This is a genomic window from Bacillus sp. 7705b (assembly GCF_002289525.1).
Lineage (GTDB): Bacteria > Bacillota > Bacilli > Bacillales > Bacillaceae > Bacillus > Bacillus halotolerans.
The window spans coordinates 34,873-50,220 of the sequence record NZ_NSDH01000040.1 but is presented as its reverse complement, the minus strand read 5'-3'; the positions used below and the strand labels follow the sequence as shown (position 1 = coordinate 50,220).

Annotated in this window: 16 protein-coding genes and 1 pseudogene; 2 read left to right on the top strand and 15 right to left on the bottom strand. The window is 44.3% G+C overall.

The features are described from left to right. From relA to CJU60_RS16155, 7 genes and pseudogenes are all read right to left on the bottom strand, one after another. A pseudogene (gene relA, locus CJU60_RS16185) lies at window positions 1-611 on the bottom strand (GTP diphosphokinase); the annotation flags it as partial. A gap of 167 nt (window positions 612-778) precedes the next feature. After that, a complete protein-coding gene (locus tag CJU60_RS16180) occupies window positions 779-1,291 on the bottom strand; it encodes an adenine phosphoribosyltransferase (protein ID WP_010335123.1) in 513 nt (170 codons plus the stop codon). A 5-nt stretch (window positions 1,292-1,296) separates the two neighbouring features. After that, on the bottom strand, window positions 1,297-3,657 hold the full coding sequence (gene recJ, locus CJU60_RS16175) for a single-stranded-DNA-specific exonuclease RecJ (protein ID WP_095714306.1): 2,361 nt from the start codon (window positions 3,655-3,657) through the stop codon (window positions 1,297-1,299). Between the two features lie 66 nt (window positions 3,658-3,723). Then, window positions 3,724-4,059: a LapA family protein gene (locus CJU60_RS16170; RefSeq protein WP_024122318.1), complete on the bottom strand. Its 336-nt coding sequence runs from the start codon at window positions 4,057-4,059 to the stop codon at window positions 3,724-3,726. 76 nt (window positions 4,060-4,135) lie between these two features. Then, window positions 4,136-4,633, bottom strand: coding sequence for a cation:proton antiporter regulatory subunit (locus CJU60_RS16165; RefSeq protein ID WP_024122319.1), 498 nt, complete (start codon window positions 4,631-4,633; stop codon window positions 4,136-4,138). A gap of 159 nt (window positions 4,634-4,792) precedes the next feature. After that, window positions 4,793-7,006 carry a protein translocase subunit SecDF gene (secDF, locus tag CJU60_RS16160; protein WP_095714305.1) on the bottom strand — a complete coding sequence of 738 codons (2,214 nt, stop codon included), beginning with the start codon at window positions 7,004-7,006 and terminating at the stop codon, window positions 4,793-4,795. A gap of 37 nt (window positions 7,007-7,043) precedes the next feature. After that, a complete protein-coding gene (locus CJU60_RS16155; protein ID WP_095714304.1) occupies window positions 7,044-7,340 on the bottom strand; it encodes a post-transcriptional regulator in 297 nt (98 codons plus the stop codon). Window positions 7,341-7,455: 115 nt separating this feature from the next. Between CJU60_RS16155 and spoVB the strand changes: the two genes are divergently transcribed. Continuing rightward, a complete protein-coding gene (gene spoVB, locus CJU60_RS16150; protein ID WP_024122322.1) occupies window positions 7,456-9,012 on the top strand; it encodes a stage V sporulation protein B in 1,557 nt (518 codons plus the stop codon). Window positions 9,013-9,015: 3 nt separating this feature from the next. On the opposite strand, the gene CJU60_RS16145 is transcribed toward spoVB, so the two are convergent. Then, window positions 9,016-9,672 (bottom strand): DUF421 domain-containing protein, encoded by a 657-nt coding sequence (locus CJU60_RS16145; protein WP_095714303.1) that lies wholly within the window; start codon window positions 9,670-9,672, stop codon window positions 9,016-9,018. A gap of 196 nt (window positions 9,673-9,868) precedes the next feature. Here CJU60_RS16145 and CJU60_RS16140 point away from each other — a divergent pair, with 196 nt between their 5' ends. Then, on the top strand, window positions 9,869-10,255 hold the full coding sequence (locus tag CJU60_RS16140; protein ID WP_024122324.1) for a TIGR04086 family membrane protein: 387 nt from the start codon (window positions 9,869-9,871) through the stop codon (window positions 10,253-10,255). Window positions 10,256-10,314: 59 nt separating this feature from the next. Here CJU60_RS16140 and yajC read toward each other — a convergent pair whose 3' ends face one another. The 7 genes from yajC to CJU60_RS16105 form a co-directional block, all read right to left on the bottom strand. After that, window positions 10,315-10,581, bottom strand: coding sequence for a preprotein translocase subunit YajC (yajC, locus tag CJU60_RS16135; protein WP_024122325.1), 267 nt, complete (start codon window positions 10,579-10,581; stop codon window positions 10,315-10,317). 47 nt (window positions 10,582-10,628) lie between these two features. Then, window positions 10,629-11,774 (bottom strand): tRNA guanosine(34) transglycosylase Tgt, encoded by a 1,146-nt coding sequence (tgt, locus tag CJU60_RS16130; RefSeq protein ID WP_024122326.1) that lies wholly within the window; start codon window positions 11,772-11,774, stop codon window positions 10,629-10,631. 26 nt (window positions 11,775-11,800) lie between these two features. Beyond that, complete coding sequence (gene queA / locus CJU60_RS16125) at window positions 11,801-12,829, bottom strand: tRNA preQ1(34) S-adenosylmethionine ribosyltransferase-isomerase QueA (RefSeq protein ID WP_095714302.1); 1,029 nt, start codon at window positions 12,827-12,829, stop codon at window positions 11,801-11,803. 26 nt (window positions 12,830-12,855) lie between these two features. Next, complete coding sequence (locus CJU60_RS16120; RefSeq protein ID WP_003222669.1) at window positions 12,856-13,056, bottom strand: DUF2905 domain-containing protein; 201 nt, start codon at window positions 13,054-13,056, stop codon at window positions 12,856-12,858. Continuing rightward, complete coding sequence (gene ruvB / locus CJU60_RS16115) at window positions 13,049-14,053, bottom strand: Holliday junction branch migration DNA helicase RuvB (RefSeq protein WP_024122329.1); 1,005 nt, start codon at window positions 14,051-14,053, stop codon at window positions 13,049-13,051. Before ruvB ends, CJU60_RS16120 begins: the two co-directional genes overlap by 8 nt. A gap of 10 nt (window positions 14,054-14,063) precedes the next feature. Next, window positions 14,064-14,669 carry a Holliday junction branch migration protein RuvA gene (gene ruvA, locus CJU60_RS16110; RefSeq protein ID WP_024122330.1) on the bottom strand — a complete coding sequence of 202 codons (606 nt, stop codon included), beginning with the start codon at window positions 14,667-14,669 and terminating at the stop codon, window positions 14,064-14,066. A gap of 138 nt (window positions 14,670-14,807) precedes the next feature. Beyond that, window positions 14,808-15,317 (bottom strand): intercompartmental signaling factor BofC, encoded by a 510-nt coding sequence (locus tag CJU60_RS16105; RefSeq protein ID WP_024122331.1) that lies wholly within the window; start codon window positions 15,315-15,317, stop codon window positions 14,808-14,810. Between the last annotated feature and the right edge of the window lie 31 nt (window positions 15,318-15,348).

Here is a 15,348-nt window from a genome sequence, read left to right as displayed (position 1 = left end):
ACAATTCTGTAATATTGCTGAGGATTCAAATAACGGAGCGCCGTATCTTCCAGTTCCCATTTAATCTTTGAAATCCCGAGGCGATGAGCCAAAGGAGCAAAAATTTCCAGCGTTTCATTAGAAATTCTACGCTGTTTTTCTTGGGGAAGATGTTTCAGTGTCCGCATATTGTGAAGACGATCCGCCAGCTTGATCAGTATGACCCGGATATCTTGAGCCATAGCGACAAACATTTTGCGATGATTTTCCGCCTGCTGTTCCTCTTGAGATTTATATTTAATTTTACCGAGCTTCGTTACACCGTCCACAAGCATTGCCACTTCCTCGGAGAATGCTTCCTTCAGGTCATCAAGCGTCACATCAGTATCCTCCACTACATCATGCAGAAATCCGCCCGCGATTGTGGATGGATCCATTTCAAGATCAACGAGAATTCCCGCAACCTGAATCGGATGAATAATGTAAGGCTCGCCTGATTTGCGGTATTGCTCGCGATGAGCATCTTCAGCGTACAGGTATGCTTTTTCGACAAATGCGATATGCTCATCGGATAGATAACTGCGCGCTTTATCAATAACTTGCTCGGCAGTCAATACTTGTTCGTTCGCCATGGAATCACCTTTTTTAAAATGTAAACTGTATTGTAGTTTATTATCAAGAAAAAAACGATAGATGTAAAGAGCAGAAGTTCAAATCACCAAATAATATATCAAATAAATGCAAAACAATAGGAAAAAAGCACCCTGTATCGAGTGCTTTTTCCTTTATGAGGTTATCTTTAGTATTTCATTAATGTTAAGATGTCATAATTATCAAGTTTATTTCTGCCATCAAGGTAAGAAAGCTCGATTAAGAAAGCGATACCAGCTACAATGCCGCCAAGCTCCTCAACAAGTTTGATTGTTGCTTCAATTGTGCCGCCTGTTGCAAGCAGGTCATCTGTAATAAGCACACGCTGGCCTGGTAAAATCGCATCTTTGTGGATCGTTAATACGTCTTTGCCATACTCCAAACCGTAATCCACTTTGATGACCTCACGCGGCAATTTGCCTTCTTTGCGCACCGGTGCAAAACCGACGCCAAGCGCGTAGGCAACCGGACAGCCGATAATAAAGCCGCGTGCCTCTGGACCGACAACCAAATCAATTTGTTTTTCTTTCGCATATTCCACAATTTGATCTGTTGCATAGCGATAGACATCGCCTTTATCCATCAGTGTCGTAATATCTTTAAATTGCACGCCCTCTTTCGGGTAATCCGGTACAATTGTTACGTATTGTTTTAAATCCATCTGTTTTATGTCCTCCTCGTACTTTCATAAGCCTCTGAATCTTGTTTCATCAGCTTATTCAGCCATTCCTTCAGCTCTTCAGCCGCAGAATAATTCAGCTTTTGATCCAGCTCCATCAGCTGCTGTTTTGCTTGATATGTTTGCGAGTCTGTTAAATCGCGTTTTTTCGCTCCGCTTATTACAGACAGCACACCATTCTCTATTTTAACAAAACCGAGATCAAAAAACACCTTTGTCATGAAATTGATTGTTTCAACGGACCAGCCTTTATGCCTCGCAAGCTCTGAGCCGTGTTTATTCAAGTCAAAAGTGCCTCTTTTCAGCAAGAATGCATAATACCATTTAAAGTGGTCTCTTGCCGGAAAAGATGATAAAAAGTGTTCCTCATGATTGAGAAAGATGAAGTAAATCCGCTCAGGCGCTTTGCCTTCCAACAAACGTGCGAGCATGTCCAGCGAAGGCGGTGAATCCAGTAATACAATATATGCACCGTCAAGTTCATATGCCTTCGCTTGGTCTTCAGAACTGATAACGTGCACGTCATGGCGAAGATCTTCAGACTGAAGAAGCATTGCGGTTTCTTCTTTGAAGGAGACAATGACTCGTTTATCAGACGGAAGGGCGGAAACCGTATCTTTCCACGTGCGTTTTCCTCTTAAGTCAAACAGCTGCCATTCAGCAACAGCCGCATCCTTGATCATCAGCTGCGGTTTTTTTCTGTTATTCCATTCATTGATCGACATTTCACCAACAATCGAAATTTTTGAACCGGGCACTATACTTTCCTCAAGCTCGCCTTTGTTAAAACCGACGCAGTCAAGCTGGGAGGAATCGTTTCTAATCGTCATTTTGACATGATTTTTATTCGCCCCGATTTTGCGGACATCTTCCAGCACTGCGTTTTCTACCATCACATGCGGTTTCGGATTCAGCATGCCGAAGGGGGAAAGCAGATTCATCTCTGTGATGCTTTCAACCGTAATGTCCTCCACGCTGCATACGAGGTCTACTTCCTGTACAGGAATAAAATCTTCTTCTGTAAGCGTATTGTCAGCTATCTCATTCAGCCTGTTCCGCAATTCCGGCACATCTTCGGCATTCAGCGTCATGCCAGCCGCCATTGGATGGCCTCCAAAGTGCGGAAGAATATCTCTGCATTCAGAAAGGCTTTCAAACAAATTAAATCCCCTGATGCTTCGTGCCGAACCTTTGGCGATCCCTTTTTCTTCATCAATTCCAAGGACAATGGCCGGGCGGTAAAAACGGTCTACAAGCTTTGAAGCAACAATTCCGACGACTCCGGGATTCCATCCTGCTTTTGCCACGACAACCGCAGTTTGATTAAGCCCTTCTTGTTCAACCATTTCAATCGCTTCATCCGTCATTTTGCTGACCATCTTTTGCCGTTCTTTATTAAGCTGATCGATTTCAGCGGCAAGCTCTTCCGCTTCAAACGGGTCCTCTGACATCAGCAAATGAACAGCAGGATCGGCCTGTTCAATTCTTCCGACTGCGTTCAGTCTCGGTGCGAGCTGAAATCCGACGGTTTCTTCGTTCGCTTCTCCGATTTCTCCGCCTGAGAGCTTAATCAGTTCTTTTAAGCCAAGCCGGTTCGTCCGCCGGAGCTTTTCGAGACCTAATGTTGCAATTAATCTGTTTTCATCATGCAGCGGAACTAGATCGGCAATGGTGCCGATTGCCGCCAGGTCAAGAAGTTCATCTGGCAATTCGCCCAATAATGCGTGGGCAAGCTTAAACGCCACGCCCACTCCTGCAAGCTCCTTAAAAGGATAGGTGCAGCCAGGCTGCTTCGGGTGAACGATCGCATGGACATCCGGAAGCTCCGGTCCAGGCTCATGGTGGTCGGTAATGATGACATCTAAGCCAAGTTCCTTTGCTACCTTCGCTTCATGGACAGCGGCAATCCCCGTATCAACCGTAATAATGAGTGAGAAGCCTCGTTCTTTAATCGAGCGAAATGCCTGTTCATTAGGGCCGTAGCCTTCTTTAAACCGGTCAGGTATATAAAAATCAACTTGCGCCGACAGCTTTTGCAAAGTGTGCAGCATCACTGACGTACTGGTAACTCCATCGGCGTCATAATCGCCATATATCATAATCTGTTCTTGTTGTGAAATCGCCTGTTTTATTCGTTCTACCGCTTCTTTCATCCCCTTCATCTCATAGGGATCATAGAATTCGGTATCCTTTGTATGTAAAAACAGCCTCGCGTTTTCTGCCGTATCAAAGCCTCTTTTTACAAGCAGCGACGCAACAAGAGGTGTTATGTCCAATTGTTCTGTGAGTGATTTGACCTTTTCCTGATCTGGTCGCTGGATTTCCCATCGCATTTTTGACGCTAACATAAATTCACCCCTCAACCACCCTATTATACTAGAGCAGGCTGAGGGGTTTCAAATATAATTCGAAAACTAGTCTTTTTTCTCAATAATGGCGGATGCATCCTGTGTGTCGGCTTGAACATCATTCAAATGAGCATCCTCTTGGTTATGTATCACATCCTGTGCGGTTTTGGTTTCTTTCCGCAACGCTTTTATTTCTCTCTTTAATTTCATGACTTGAAAAATTCCGGCAGAAAAAACGATCAGCGCCCCCATCAGTACTGAACCTAAAATGACTAGAATAAGCGGCCACTCTGATCTGCCAAACAGGTAATCAACTTCTACGGATCTTACATTAATGACTGCAAAAACAGCAACAAGCAACGTAAAAATAAGTGCAAATATAATCGTCCATTGTTTGTTCATTCGATTACCCCCAAACTTCACTTATTGAGGTTAGTTTCCCTATTCACATTGGTTTTAAACATGGCTTGACGCGAGGTCAAGCCCCCAGTGCGGTTAATTTTTCACGGATCAGCCTCTTCAGTCCGTCTCTCTCTCCAGAGATGACGAGTGTATCTCCTTCTTCTATCACTGTTTCAGACCCTGGATTCAATTGCTTTTTCTGATTCTTCTTTAATATAGCGATGACTGTCGCTTGATATTCCTGCCGCACGTCCAAATCACCGATTGTCTTGTGAACGGCTGGTGCTCCTGCTTCTGCTTTAAACCATTCTATGATCAAATCGTCAAGAGCCACTTCCACGGTTTCTAACGCTTTCGGTTTATATGCCATCCCGCCCAGAATCGCAGAAATCTGCCTCGCTTCCGCATCATCAAACTGTACGGATGTCACACATTCTTCATGATCATTTTCGTCAAAATAATACAGCTCTCTTCTGCCGTCGTCATGAATGATAATTGATATTTTATCTTGGTTTCTGGTGACAATCTCAACTTTTTGCCCGATACCCGGCAGCTCCGACTCGCGAACCTTCATACCCAAACCCTCCCACATAAATGAAAACCTGTCACAAATCCTCTTCACACCATTTATATGTTTAATTGTAAGCGTATGTCATTATAGCAAATGTCTATTTTAAGATCAATCAAACGCCAAAAAATCAGGCTGCCCATAATGGACAGCCTGACAGTTACTCTATTGTTCCGTACCTTTTTTTAATTCTTTCCCTTTCCAAACAAGCCAAATTTGCGCGGCAATGTAGAGAGATGAATAAACACCTGTTAACAGCCCAACCAATAGAGCGATTGAGAAGTTTGTAATAGAAGATGCCCCAAAGATCAGCAGTGTTATGACAACAATCACTACAGTTAATACAGTATTAATGGATCTTGTAAAGGTTTGCTGCAAGCTTAGGTTTACGATATGGCTCAAATCGGCAAACGTTTTCGGCTTGCGCTTTTTCATATGCTCGCGAACCCTGTCAAATGTAACGATTGTATCGTTAATCGAATAACCGACAATCGTCAGGACGGCCGCAATAAAGGTAACATCTACCTCCAGCCTTGTAATGCTGAAAAAAGTGACGATAAAGAAAGCATCATAAAGCAGTGAAACAATCGCAGCAATCGCCATTTTGTACTCGAATCGGATGGAAACGTAAATAATGATTCCGATTGAAGCAATGGCTACTGCGTACAATGCATTTCTCGCCAGTTCTTTACCAACAGTAGGTGACACCGTGCTGACATTCGGCTCGGATCCGTACTTGTCTTTAAAGTAATCTTTCACTTTTGCAATGGTTTCTTTATCAGGCACTCCTACAAAGCGGGCAACACCAATATTGCTCTTTTCGCCTGACAAGACAACCGTGTCAGGTTCCATGCCAAGTGATGCAAAGTCCTTCTCCACCTGCTCTGTCGTGAGCTTATGGTCACTTTGCACTTCAATCCGTGCGCCGCTCGCAAAGTCAATGCCCAGATTCAGTTTAAATACAAGCAGAATAATAATCCCGGCAACGGTAACTGCACTTGAGAAAATAAAGAAAAAGTTTCGCTTGCTCGTAAAATCCCATTTTTGGAACGGCGTATACGGTTCTGTATTTTCATCTGTGTCCTGGATGTCCACAATATGTTTCTTTTTGACGCCAAACCAGCCTTTTTTCCGGTCTAACCATCTGCTTTCCACAAGAAGCGAGAGCAGAAATCTTGATAAGAAGACTGCGGTAATAAAGCTTGTCAGAATCGACAGAATCAGCATTGTCGCAAACCCTTTAACAGAACTTGTCCCAAAGACAAAGAGCACAACCGCTGCAATAATGGTTGTAATATTCGCGTCAAAAATCGTCGCAAATGACCGTCTGTTTCCTGAGCGGAAGGCAGAACGGACGGATTTTCCTAGCTTAAGCTCTTCCTTAATCCGCTCATAGGTGATGATGTTGGCATCTACAGCCATCCCGACGCCTAAAATGAGTGCGGCTATTCCCGGAAGAGTGAGAACAGCGTTCATCCAGTCAAAAATCTGGAGCGTAATGTATACATAAACTGATAGCGTAATCACCGCAATCAATCCTGGCAGGCGGTAATAGAAAAGCATAAATAGGAAAATAATAGCTATTCCGACAATACCCGCAAACACCGTATCATGCAGCGCCTGCTGTCCAAATTGTGCGCCTACTGATGTTGAGTATTTTTCAGTCAGTTTAACAGGCAGCGCCCCGGCATTTAAAATGCTGGCTAAATCTTTCGCTTCCTGGACTTTAAAATGCCCTTCAATTTTTACATCTTTTGTATTTAATTCCTGGCTTACATTCGGAGCGGAAACATATTTAGGGTTCTCTTTCTGAACTTCTTTTTTAAAAGAATCGCCTTTTTCGTAATCCAGCCAAATAACAAGCTGGTTGTTTGGCGCCATATTCATGACCTTTTTCGTCACTTCTCCGAATTTATCAGCGTCTTTCAATTTGATAGTGACAATCGGTTCATTTGTTGTACTATCATAAGTTTGTTGTGCGCCGTTTTCGACGAGATCCGCACCATTCAGCAATTCTTTATCATTTGCATCTCTGAAAGAAAGCTGAGCCTCAGTCGCCAAAATTTCCCGCGCTCTGTTTTGGTTTGTCACACCAGCGAGCTGAACACGAATCCGGTTATTTCCTTCAATTTGGATGTTCGGTTCACTGACACCGAGGACATTCGCCCTGCGGTTCAAAGCCTCTACTGTGCTGACCAGAACGTCTTTTGTGATTTTGTCACCTTTTTTTACGGGCTGTACGTCATACAGCACCTCAAATCCTCCTTGCAAATCCAATCCTAACGTAATATTGTTTGCAGCAGGCTTTGTAAAGTAGCCCAGCCCCGTGCCAATCAATAGAACGAAAAGGAAAAACGCAATCAAGCGTCCTTTTTTCATTATGTATATCCTCCCTTAAACCTATGCAGATCAACTGCTACCTCAGTAGTTCTTCCAATGCTTCCTGACCTTCTTCACTGCCCAGCCAATTAGACGCTTTAAATGACTCAACAGTTGCATAGTTCATAAATTCTCCAATTTTCACTGATAAAATATCCCTTGTCAGTTCATAGATGTGCAGCTCCGATTTCTTTTTCCACTTCTTGTTTTTTAAGTATGACCACAAACTATCGAGCTCAACATCATCATATCCCAGAATCTTAAACTCTTCCAGTTTGCTGTAAAGAAACGGCCTTACGTGGTCTTTATACAGATCGGCTGGATGCTTATCCACGAATTCCACGCTCCTTTTTTATTGTTTTTCAAGAAGACTTGTCATGCTTGGACGATATATACGCATATCTTTATTGTATATGATTCCAGGTAGTTTGAGAAGGCAGGGGGTAAAAATGGCGAAACAGACGTTTTTAAAGGGCACTCTTATCCTTATCGCAGCAGGGATGGTCACAAGAATGCTCGGCTTTGTCAACCGGGTGGTCATCGCCCGATTTATCGGTGAAGAAGGGGTCGGGCTCTATATGATGGCGGCTCCTACCTTTTTCTTAGCCACTACATTAACTCAATTCGGTCTTCCCGTCGCGATCAGTAAGCTTGTCGCTGAAGCCAGCGCACGCGGAGATCATCAAAAAACGAAAAATATTTTAGTCATGTCTCTTACCATCACTGGGATTCTCAGCCTGATTTTCACACCGCTATTTTTATTTTTCGCCCCGGTAATGGCGGAAACCATGCTGACAGATCAGAGGACGCTGTACCCCCTCTTGGCCATTACTCCGGTCGTGCCGATTATCGCCATATCCAGTGTGCTGAGAGGGTATTTTCAAGGAAAACAAAACATGAACCCGCTTGCCGTTTCACAAGTCCTGGAACAGGTCGTCCGCATTTCTCTCGTGGCTGTATGTACGACGATTTTTCTCCCTTACGGAATTGAATATGCCGCAGCGGGAGCCATGCTTTCTTCAGTTGCAGGAGAGCTGGCGTCACTTGTTTATTTATTCATTTGTTTCAAATTCAAAAAGACAATGAAAATCAGAAAACATTTTTTTCAATCGATTAAAAATGGAAAAGAAACTTTTTCTCAATTAATGAGCGTCTCACTTCCTACAACCGGCAGCCGTTTTATCGGCAACCTGTCTTGGTTTTTTGAACCCATTGTTGTCGCGCAAAGCCTTGCAATTGCCGGAGTGGCGACAGTTGCGGCTACAAAGCAATACGGGGAACTGACCGGCTTTGCCATGACGCTGCTGACTCTGCCCAGCTTTATTACATATTCTTTGTCGACCGCGCTTGTTCCTGCGATAAGTGAAGGAATGGAACAGAAAAAACTTCAGGTGGTTGAATACCGATTGGAGCAGGCCATGCGGCTGTGCCTGCTTAGCGGGGGCATTTCAGTAGTGATTTTATATGTGTTTGCGGATGAGCTGATGAGCGTGATGTATGGGTCCTCAGGCGCAGCTGTGTTTATAAAAGTCATGGCTCCGTTTTTTCTGCTTTATTATTTCCAGGGTCCGCTTCAGGCTGTGCTGCAGGCGCTCAATTTAGCAGGAGCTGCAATGATGAACAGCTTGATCGGAGCCCTTGTAAAAACAGGCCTTATTTTCGTCCTTGCCACGAGACCGTCTCTCGGCATCATGGGTGCTGCATTAGCGATTGTAACGGGCATGGTGCTCGTCACCCTTTTGCATGCAGCGACAGTGAGCAAAGTGCTGCCGATCAGCATCAAAATAAAAGAGTACGTGCTCTGCTTTGCGGTTATTTTTATATGCGGGTTCCTCAGCTCTGCTGTCAAACAATATGTGCGGTTCGGAGAGTCGGAGGCTGTGAATGTTGCCGGATGGATTGCGATAAGCGCTGTTTTCTATATCATCTTGCTGCTCGTTTTCCGTTTAATCAAAAAAGATGAGCTTCGCCGCATCCCTATTATCGGACGCCTGATCGTCCGATGAAAATCAGGTGCGGCGCCCATCTTTTTCATCAATAAAAAATTCGCCGTCAGTAAACGAACAAAATGATATAGCTGAAGGATTCGTATATCCCTGTTTCAATAAATTCTCCTCAAGCCACTGGTTATCTTTGCCGATCCGGGCCAGGTTCTCAGTTTGAATGTCACCGTCAATGATAAGCGGCATCTCCAGCTGTCTATGTTCATCATTGTTTTGTTTTTTTACGACAGTCAGTTTGCCTGACGGCTCTAATATAGCAAATGATACATCAGCCACTCTGTCGATATTATTTTCTCTTAGCTGAACCATCAAATCATCAAAATTATAACGCTGTGATTTCATGGCGTTTTCGTCAATTTTTCCGTATTTAATGATAATGGTGGGCTTGCCGTCAAGAAGCTGACGTACGTTCCGGTTTTTTAAGGATATGTATGCAAACGTCACTTGGATCATCATTAGCACAAGCATTGGCAAAATGGTATGAAACAGATGGTCCTCTACGTTTTCTATGGCCAGGACAGCAATTTCTGCCATCATGATAAAGACAACGAGATCTAATATACTAAGCTCTCCGATCTCCCGCTTGCCCATGAAACGAAAAATAATCAGGATCACAAAATATAATACGACTGTGCGAAACGTTATAGTAAGAAGCTCTTCCATCATGCACCTCCAACTCATCATAGCATGCAACAAAACATACGATTTATGTAAGAAAAAGTGATCGTATTTCATAAAGCTTTTACGTCTAATTCACGGAACGAGGGAATACATTTTTACAAAGACGAGCCATCAGCATGTCTGAGGCTTTGTTTAAAAAGAACAGAAGCCTTTATAGATAGGCAGGGAGGAGAAATTCATGGAGGAAACGAAACAAGTTGGAAAAGGCATACTCTACGGCTTAATCGCTATTTTTTCAGCCATGCTCCTAACGAGTTTAGCCGTTTCACTTTTACTGACAGCAACCTCGCTTGAAGAATCATCATTCAACTGGCTGATCACCGCCGTATCATTTCTTTCTTTATTTATCGGCGGATTCATATCTGGCGGGAAAGGGAAGGAAAGAGGATGGCTGATTGGGGCATTGACTGCTTTAAGCTTTTCCTTGATTATTTTACTGTTTCAATATCTGGGATTCGGAAAAACATTTACAGCAGAACAGCTGCTCTTCCATCTTGGCTTTTTAGGCGTATGTATGCTTGGCGGCATTTTCGGAGTGAATTTGAGAGGAAGCAGATCTTCCTAATAAAAAAAGAGCGGGGGTTACCCGCTCTTTTTTTGTTTGCTATGTATGAACTCCTGCTGTTATTCAGCAGCAGAAGTTTCTCTGATCGCGCGGCGGTCGAAAGTAAGACGTGTGTTATCACCAGTCTTAATGACGACTTTGCTTTCGTCGATAGAGTCAACTGTACCGTGCAATCCACCGATTGTCACGACTGAATCGCCTTTTTTCAGTTCCTCCTGCATTCGACGCACAGCTTTTTGCTGCTTCTGCTGCGGACGGATCAGCAAGAAATAAAGAACCGCAAACATTAAAATAATAGGAACTAATGTACCTAAAGTACCTGTCATCTTTTTCCCCCCTTTCTGAAACAAACTTGCCATTATGGCTTTTTATATTAGAAGCTTTTCGCATTTGGCTTGTTATAGCCGTAACGCTCAAAGAACTCTTCTCTGAAATCACCCAGACGATCCTCGCGAATAGCCTGTCTTACCTGCTCCATTAAGTGTAACAGAAAATGAAGGTTATGGTAAGTTGTTAATCGGAGTCCAAACGTTTCATTGCAGCGAATCAAGTGTCTGATATACGCCCGTGTGTAATTTTTACATGTGTAGCAATCACACTCTTCATCAATCGGACGGAAGTCTCTCTCAAATTTTGCGTTTTTCATATTGAGCCGTCCTTCAGCAGTAAACACCGTGCCGTTCCGTGCAATACGGGTAGGCAGCACACAGTCAAACATGTCTACTCCGCGGATCGCTCCGTCAATCAGAGCATCCGGAGAACCGACTCCCATCAGATACCTCGGCTTATCCTTCGGTAAAAGCGGTGTCGTAAATTCAAGCACCCGGTTCATAACGTCTTTCGGTTCACCAACGGACAATCCACCTATAGCATATCCCGGAAAATCAAGGGAAATCAAGTCTTTCGCGCTTTGTGTACGCAAATCTTCGTATTCTCCCCCCTGAACAATACCAAACAGGCCTTGCTCGTCCTGCCGGGCATGGGCATTCAGGCAGCGTTCAGCCCAGCGGCTTGTCCGCTCAACTGACCGTTTCATGTAATCGTATTCTGCCGGATATGGCGGGCATTCGTCAAATGCCATCATAATATCAGAGCCGAGTGCGTTTTGGATCTCCATCGCTTTTTCCGGAGATAAAAACAGCTTATCTCCATTTAAGTGATTGCGGAAGTGAACGCCCTCTTCCTCTATATTACGAAACTTGCTTAATGAAAAGACCTGAAAACCGCCGGAATCTGTTAAAATTGCGCGGTCCCAGTTCATAAATTTATGGAGTCCGCCCGCTTCTTTTACAATATCCTGTCCCGGGCGAAGCCATAGGTGATATGTGTTGCTTAATATGATGCCCGCGTCCATTGCCTTCAGCTCTTCAGGCGCCATTGTTTTGACTGTCGCCAGTGTGCCGACCGGCATAAAAACAGGCGTTTCAAAGGAGCCGTGGGGAGTATGCACTCTGCCCAGGCGCGCCCCTGTTTGTTTGCATTCTTTTATAAATTCATAGCGTATTGGTTGTTCAGCCACTTTTTATGAGGCCTCCTGTTCTCAATTTATATAATCAGCATTGCGTCGCCGAAGCTGAAGAAACGGTATTCTTCTTCAACCGCATGGTTATACGCACGCAGAACGTTTTCTCTGCCTGCAAGCGCACTGACCAGCATAATCAATGACGATTTCGGCAAGTGAAAGTTTGTAATCATTCCGTCAATGGCTTTGAATTCATAGCCCGGATAAATAAAAATAGATGTCCATCCGCTTGATGCTTTAAATCGCCCATCATGTTCACCGGCAATCGTTTCAAGCGTGCGGGTTGAGGTCGTGCCGACAGAAATAATCCGTCCGCCCTTCTCCCTTACGCTGTTTAAAGCCGCGGCCGTTTCTTCTGACATTTGATAGAACTCTGCATGCATATTATGCTCTTCCACTTCATCGGCACTGACCGGACGAAACGTTCCGAGACCGACATGCAGTGTGATGAACTCAATCTGAACACCTTTGTCCTTCAGCTGCTCTAAAATGTCTTCCGTGAAATGAAGACCGGCTGTAGGCGCAGCGGCAGATCCGATTTCTTTTGAAAACACCGTTTGGTAGCGCTCTCTGTCATCAAGCTGTTCCTTAATATATGGCGGAAGCGGCATTTCTCCGAGTGATTCCAGCACCTCGTAAAAAATACCGTCGTATTGGAACTCAACTTTTCTGCCGCCATGCTCCAGCTCTTCCGTGCAGACAGCTTTTAATCTGCCGTCCCCAAATGTTACAACGGTTCCTTTTTTTACCCGTTTTGCCGGTTTGACGAGCGTTTCCCACCTGTCACCGGCTTCCTGTTTCAGCAAAAGCAGTTCTACTTTTGCCCCCGTATCCTCTTTTGTTCCAAATAACCGGGCAGGCAAAACGCGGGTATTGTTCAGCACGAGACAATCCCCTTCTTTAAAGAAACTGATAATCTGTTTAAACGAGCTGTCTGTCAGCTCTCCTGTATGTTTATCAAGCACCATCAGCCTTGAAGCGTCACGCTGTTCCAATGGCACCTGTGCAATTAAACGTTCCGGAAGTTCAAAATCAAATAAATCAACTTTCATAATTTCACCTTTATTCTAGTCTTTTGTTATTTCATTCTGCCGAAAAGATTAAGCAAGATTGATAATACCACACTTATGATAATACAAGTGACAACCGGGAAGAAAAACGTCACATTTCCTTTTTTCACAAAAATATCTCCCGGCATCTTGCCGACAAAATGCAAAACCGCTCCGATAATAAGCAAAACAGCACCAAGAATCATAATGATCTTAGGAAATTCAGTCATATCGGGGAGCCTCCATTTGAAAATGATGATAAACGGCCGGTGTGACGATCCTTCCCCGCGGCGTTCTCTGGATAAAACCGATTTGCAGAAGATACGGTTCGTATACATCTTCAATCGTATGCGGTTCTTCGCCGATCGTGGCTGAAATCGTATCAAGCCCCACCGGACCGCCGTTAAATTTTTCGATCATTCCCATCAGCAGCTTGTGATCAATGTGATCCAAACCAAGACGGTCGACTTGAAGCCGCTCCAAAGCGTCCTGAGAAATCTCTTCTGTAATCCGGCTGTCGCCTAACACCTGTGCAAAATCCCGGACCCTTCTCAGCAGGCGGTTGGCCACCCGCGGCGTTCCTCTTGATCTTCTGGCAATCTCAAGCGCTGACGGCTGATCAATTTCAACCTCAAACACATCAGCCGTTCTCGTAACAATATCAGCAAGCTCTTCTTGTGTATAATACTCAAGCCGCGACATGACGCCGAATCGATCTCTTAAAGGCGCAGTCAAAAGCCCTACTCTTGTCGTGGCGCCGACCAGTGTAAAAGGCGGAAGATCAAGACGGACTGAACGGGCAGAAGGCCCTTTTCCAATGACAATATCAAGACAAAAATCTTCCATTGCCGGATAAAGCACCTCTTCAATCGATCTGTGCAGCCTATGTATCTCATCGATAAATAATACATCCCCCGGCTCGAGCGCCGTTAAGATCGCAGCCAAATCACCCGGCCTTTCAATCGCAGGTCCCGAAGTCGTCCGCAACTCCACTCCCATTTCGTTGGCAACGATGGAAGCAAGCGTCGTTTTTCCAAGCCCTGGCGGACCGTATAAAAGAACATGATCAAGCGTTTCCTGTCTCATTTTTGCGGCATCTATAAAAACACGCAAATTCTCTTTTACCTTATGCTGCCCGATGTATTGAACCAGGCGCTGAGGCCTCAGGCTTTGCTCTATCACTGATTCATGGTTGTCTGCTTCACTTGAGACGAGCCGTTCATCCATGAACATCACCTTACTTCAATAGTTTTTGTAATGCTTTTTTTACGTACTGGTCTGTTGTCAGACCAATATCCTCTTTTAAGTGAGGAAGTACCTTTTTGATTTCTTTTTCGGCATAACCAAGTACCCTGAGGGCCTCGAGTGCTTCTTCAAGCGCCGTTTCTGCCGTTTGTTTTTCAAGTCTTTCTTCATGATTGAACAGATTTTCAATCATTTCAGGCACGACGTCAGCCAGCTTTCCTTTTAAATCAAGGATAATCTGGCGAGCAGTTTTTTTGCCGACACCCGGAAACTTGACTAAAAAGGCTTCATCTTCATTTTCAATTGCTTGAATGACCGCTCCCGGGTCACCTGATCCCAAAATGGCGAGTGCCCCTTTTGGACCGATTCCGGTCACATTTAACAGCTTTGTAAAGAGCGCTTTTTCCTCCCTTGTTGAAAAGCCGTATAGTAAAAACGCATCTTCTCTTACATGATGGTACGTAAAAATGGTTTCTTGACTTCTCTCCTTATATATAAACGGATTTGGCGTAAAAATCTGATAGCCGATGCCGCCGTTTTCTATCACAATATATTGGGGAGATACATAATCAATCGTCCCTTTAACAAATTCGATCACGAAAATTCACCTCTTTGACTGTTCTTCATTGTACCATAAAAACAGCCAAAGGCTTAAAGAAAAGTTAACATATGTTCGCTTCTCATTCATTGTTCCACGAAAAAAAAGACATGAGCACATGTCTTCAATCAGCAGTGGTCACCCGCTGTACGTCTTGATATGTTCTATGACATCTTCAAACTCCGCTTTCGTCCGAAACGGAATGCCTTTTTCGAGATTTTTTTGCATATGGCTCTCCAGTCTTTCTAAGTCAATTTGAAAAAAAGATTGAATCGGTTCAGAATCCGACTCCGGCCGTCCATGAAATGTGGAAATTACTCCGCTGTCAGAAACGCCGATATAACCATTCACCTTGCTGAGCGGAGAAATATCGTCCACCTGCTTCCGAAATAGAACGTACCCATTTTTATGTTCGACAAGCGTCCATCCCGCATAATCCGCCCAAAAGTCATCCATGGACAGCACCTTTTCACGCTTATGCTCGATGCTGACCTCTCCATCCAAATACACTTTTTCAAGCTGCACATGCACTTGCAGCGGTTCATAGTGCTCCACTTCCGCCCCTGACGCGCGGGGAGCGCCCATTAGAAAAGCTGCGGCTGAGCATAAAATCCCCAGCAACAGATACGCAGTGCTAAATCGTTTCACCCTTTACACCTCTTTGCACACGTTTATGACT

What these genes read in the sequence shown, in the direction of transcription:
- CJU60_RS16180 (WP_010335123.1), bottom strand. Translation starts at nt 1,291, where the DNA reads ATGGATTTAAAACAATACGTAACAATTGTACCGGATTACCCGAAAGAG.
- recJ (WP_095714306.1), bottom strand. Translation starts at nt 3,657, where the DNA reads ATGTTAGCGTCAAAAATGCGATGGGAAATCCAGCGACCAGATCAGGAA.
- CJU60_RS16170 (WP_024122318.1), bottom strand. Translation starts at nt 4,059, where the DNA reads ATGAACAAACAATGGACGATTATATTTGCACTTATTTTTACGTTGCTT.
- CJU60_RS16165 (WP_024122319.1), bottom strand. Translation starts at nt 4,633, where the DNA reads ATGAAGGTTCGCGAGTCGGAGCTGCCGGGTATCGGGCAAAAAGTTGAG.
- secDF (WP_095714305.1), bottom strand. Translation starts at nt 7,006, where the DNA reads ATGAAAAAAGGACGCTTGATTGCGTTTTTCCTTTTCGTTCTATTGATT.
- spoVB (WP_024122322.1), top strand. Translation starts at nt 7,456, where the DNA reads ATGGCGAAACAGACGTTTTTAAAGGGCACTCTTATCCTTATCGCAGCA.
- CJU60_RS16145 (WP_095714303.1), bottom strand. Translation starts at nt 9,672, where the DNA reads ATGGAAGAGCTTCTTACTATAACGTTTCGCACAGTCGTATTATATTTT.
- CJU60_RS16140 (WP_024122324.1), top strand. Translation starts at nt 9,869, where the DNA reads ATGGAGGAAACGAAACAAGTTGGAAAAGGCATACTCTACGGCTTAATC.
- yajC (WP_024122325.1), bottom strand. Translation starts at nt 10,581, where the DNA reads ATGACAGGTACTTTAGGTACATTAGTTCCTATTATTTTAATGTTTGCG.
- queA (WP_095714302.1), bottom strand. Translation starts at nt 12,829, where the DNA reads ATGAAAGTTGATTTATTTGATTTTGAACTTCCGGAACGTTTAATTGCA.
- CJU60_RS16120 (WP_003222669.1), bottom strand. Translation starts at nt 13,056, where the DNA reads ATGACTGAATTTCCTAAGATCATTATGATTCTTGGTGCTGTTTTGCTT.
- ruvB (WP_024122329.1), bottom strand. Translation starts at nt 14,053, where the DNA reads ATGGATGAACGGCTCGTCTCAAGTGAAGCAGACAACCATGAATCAGTG.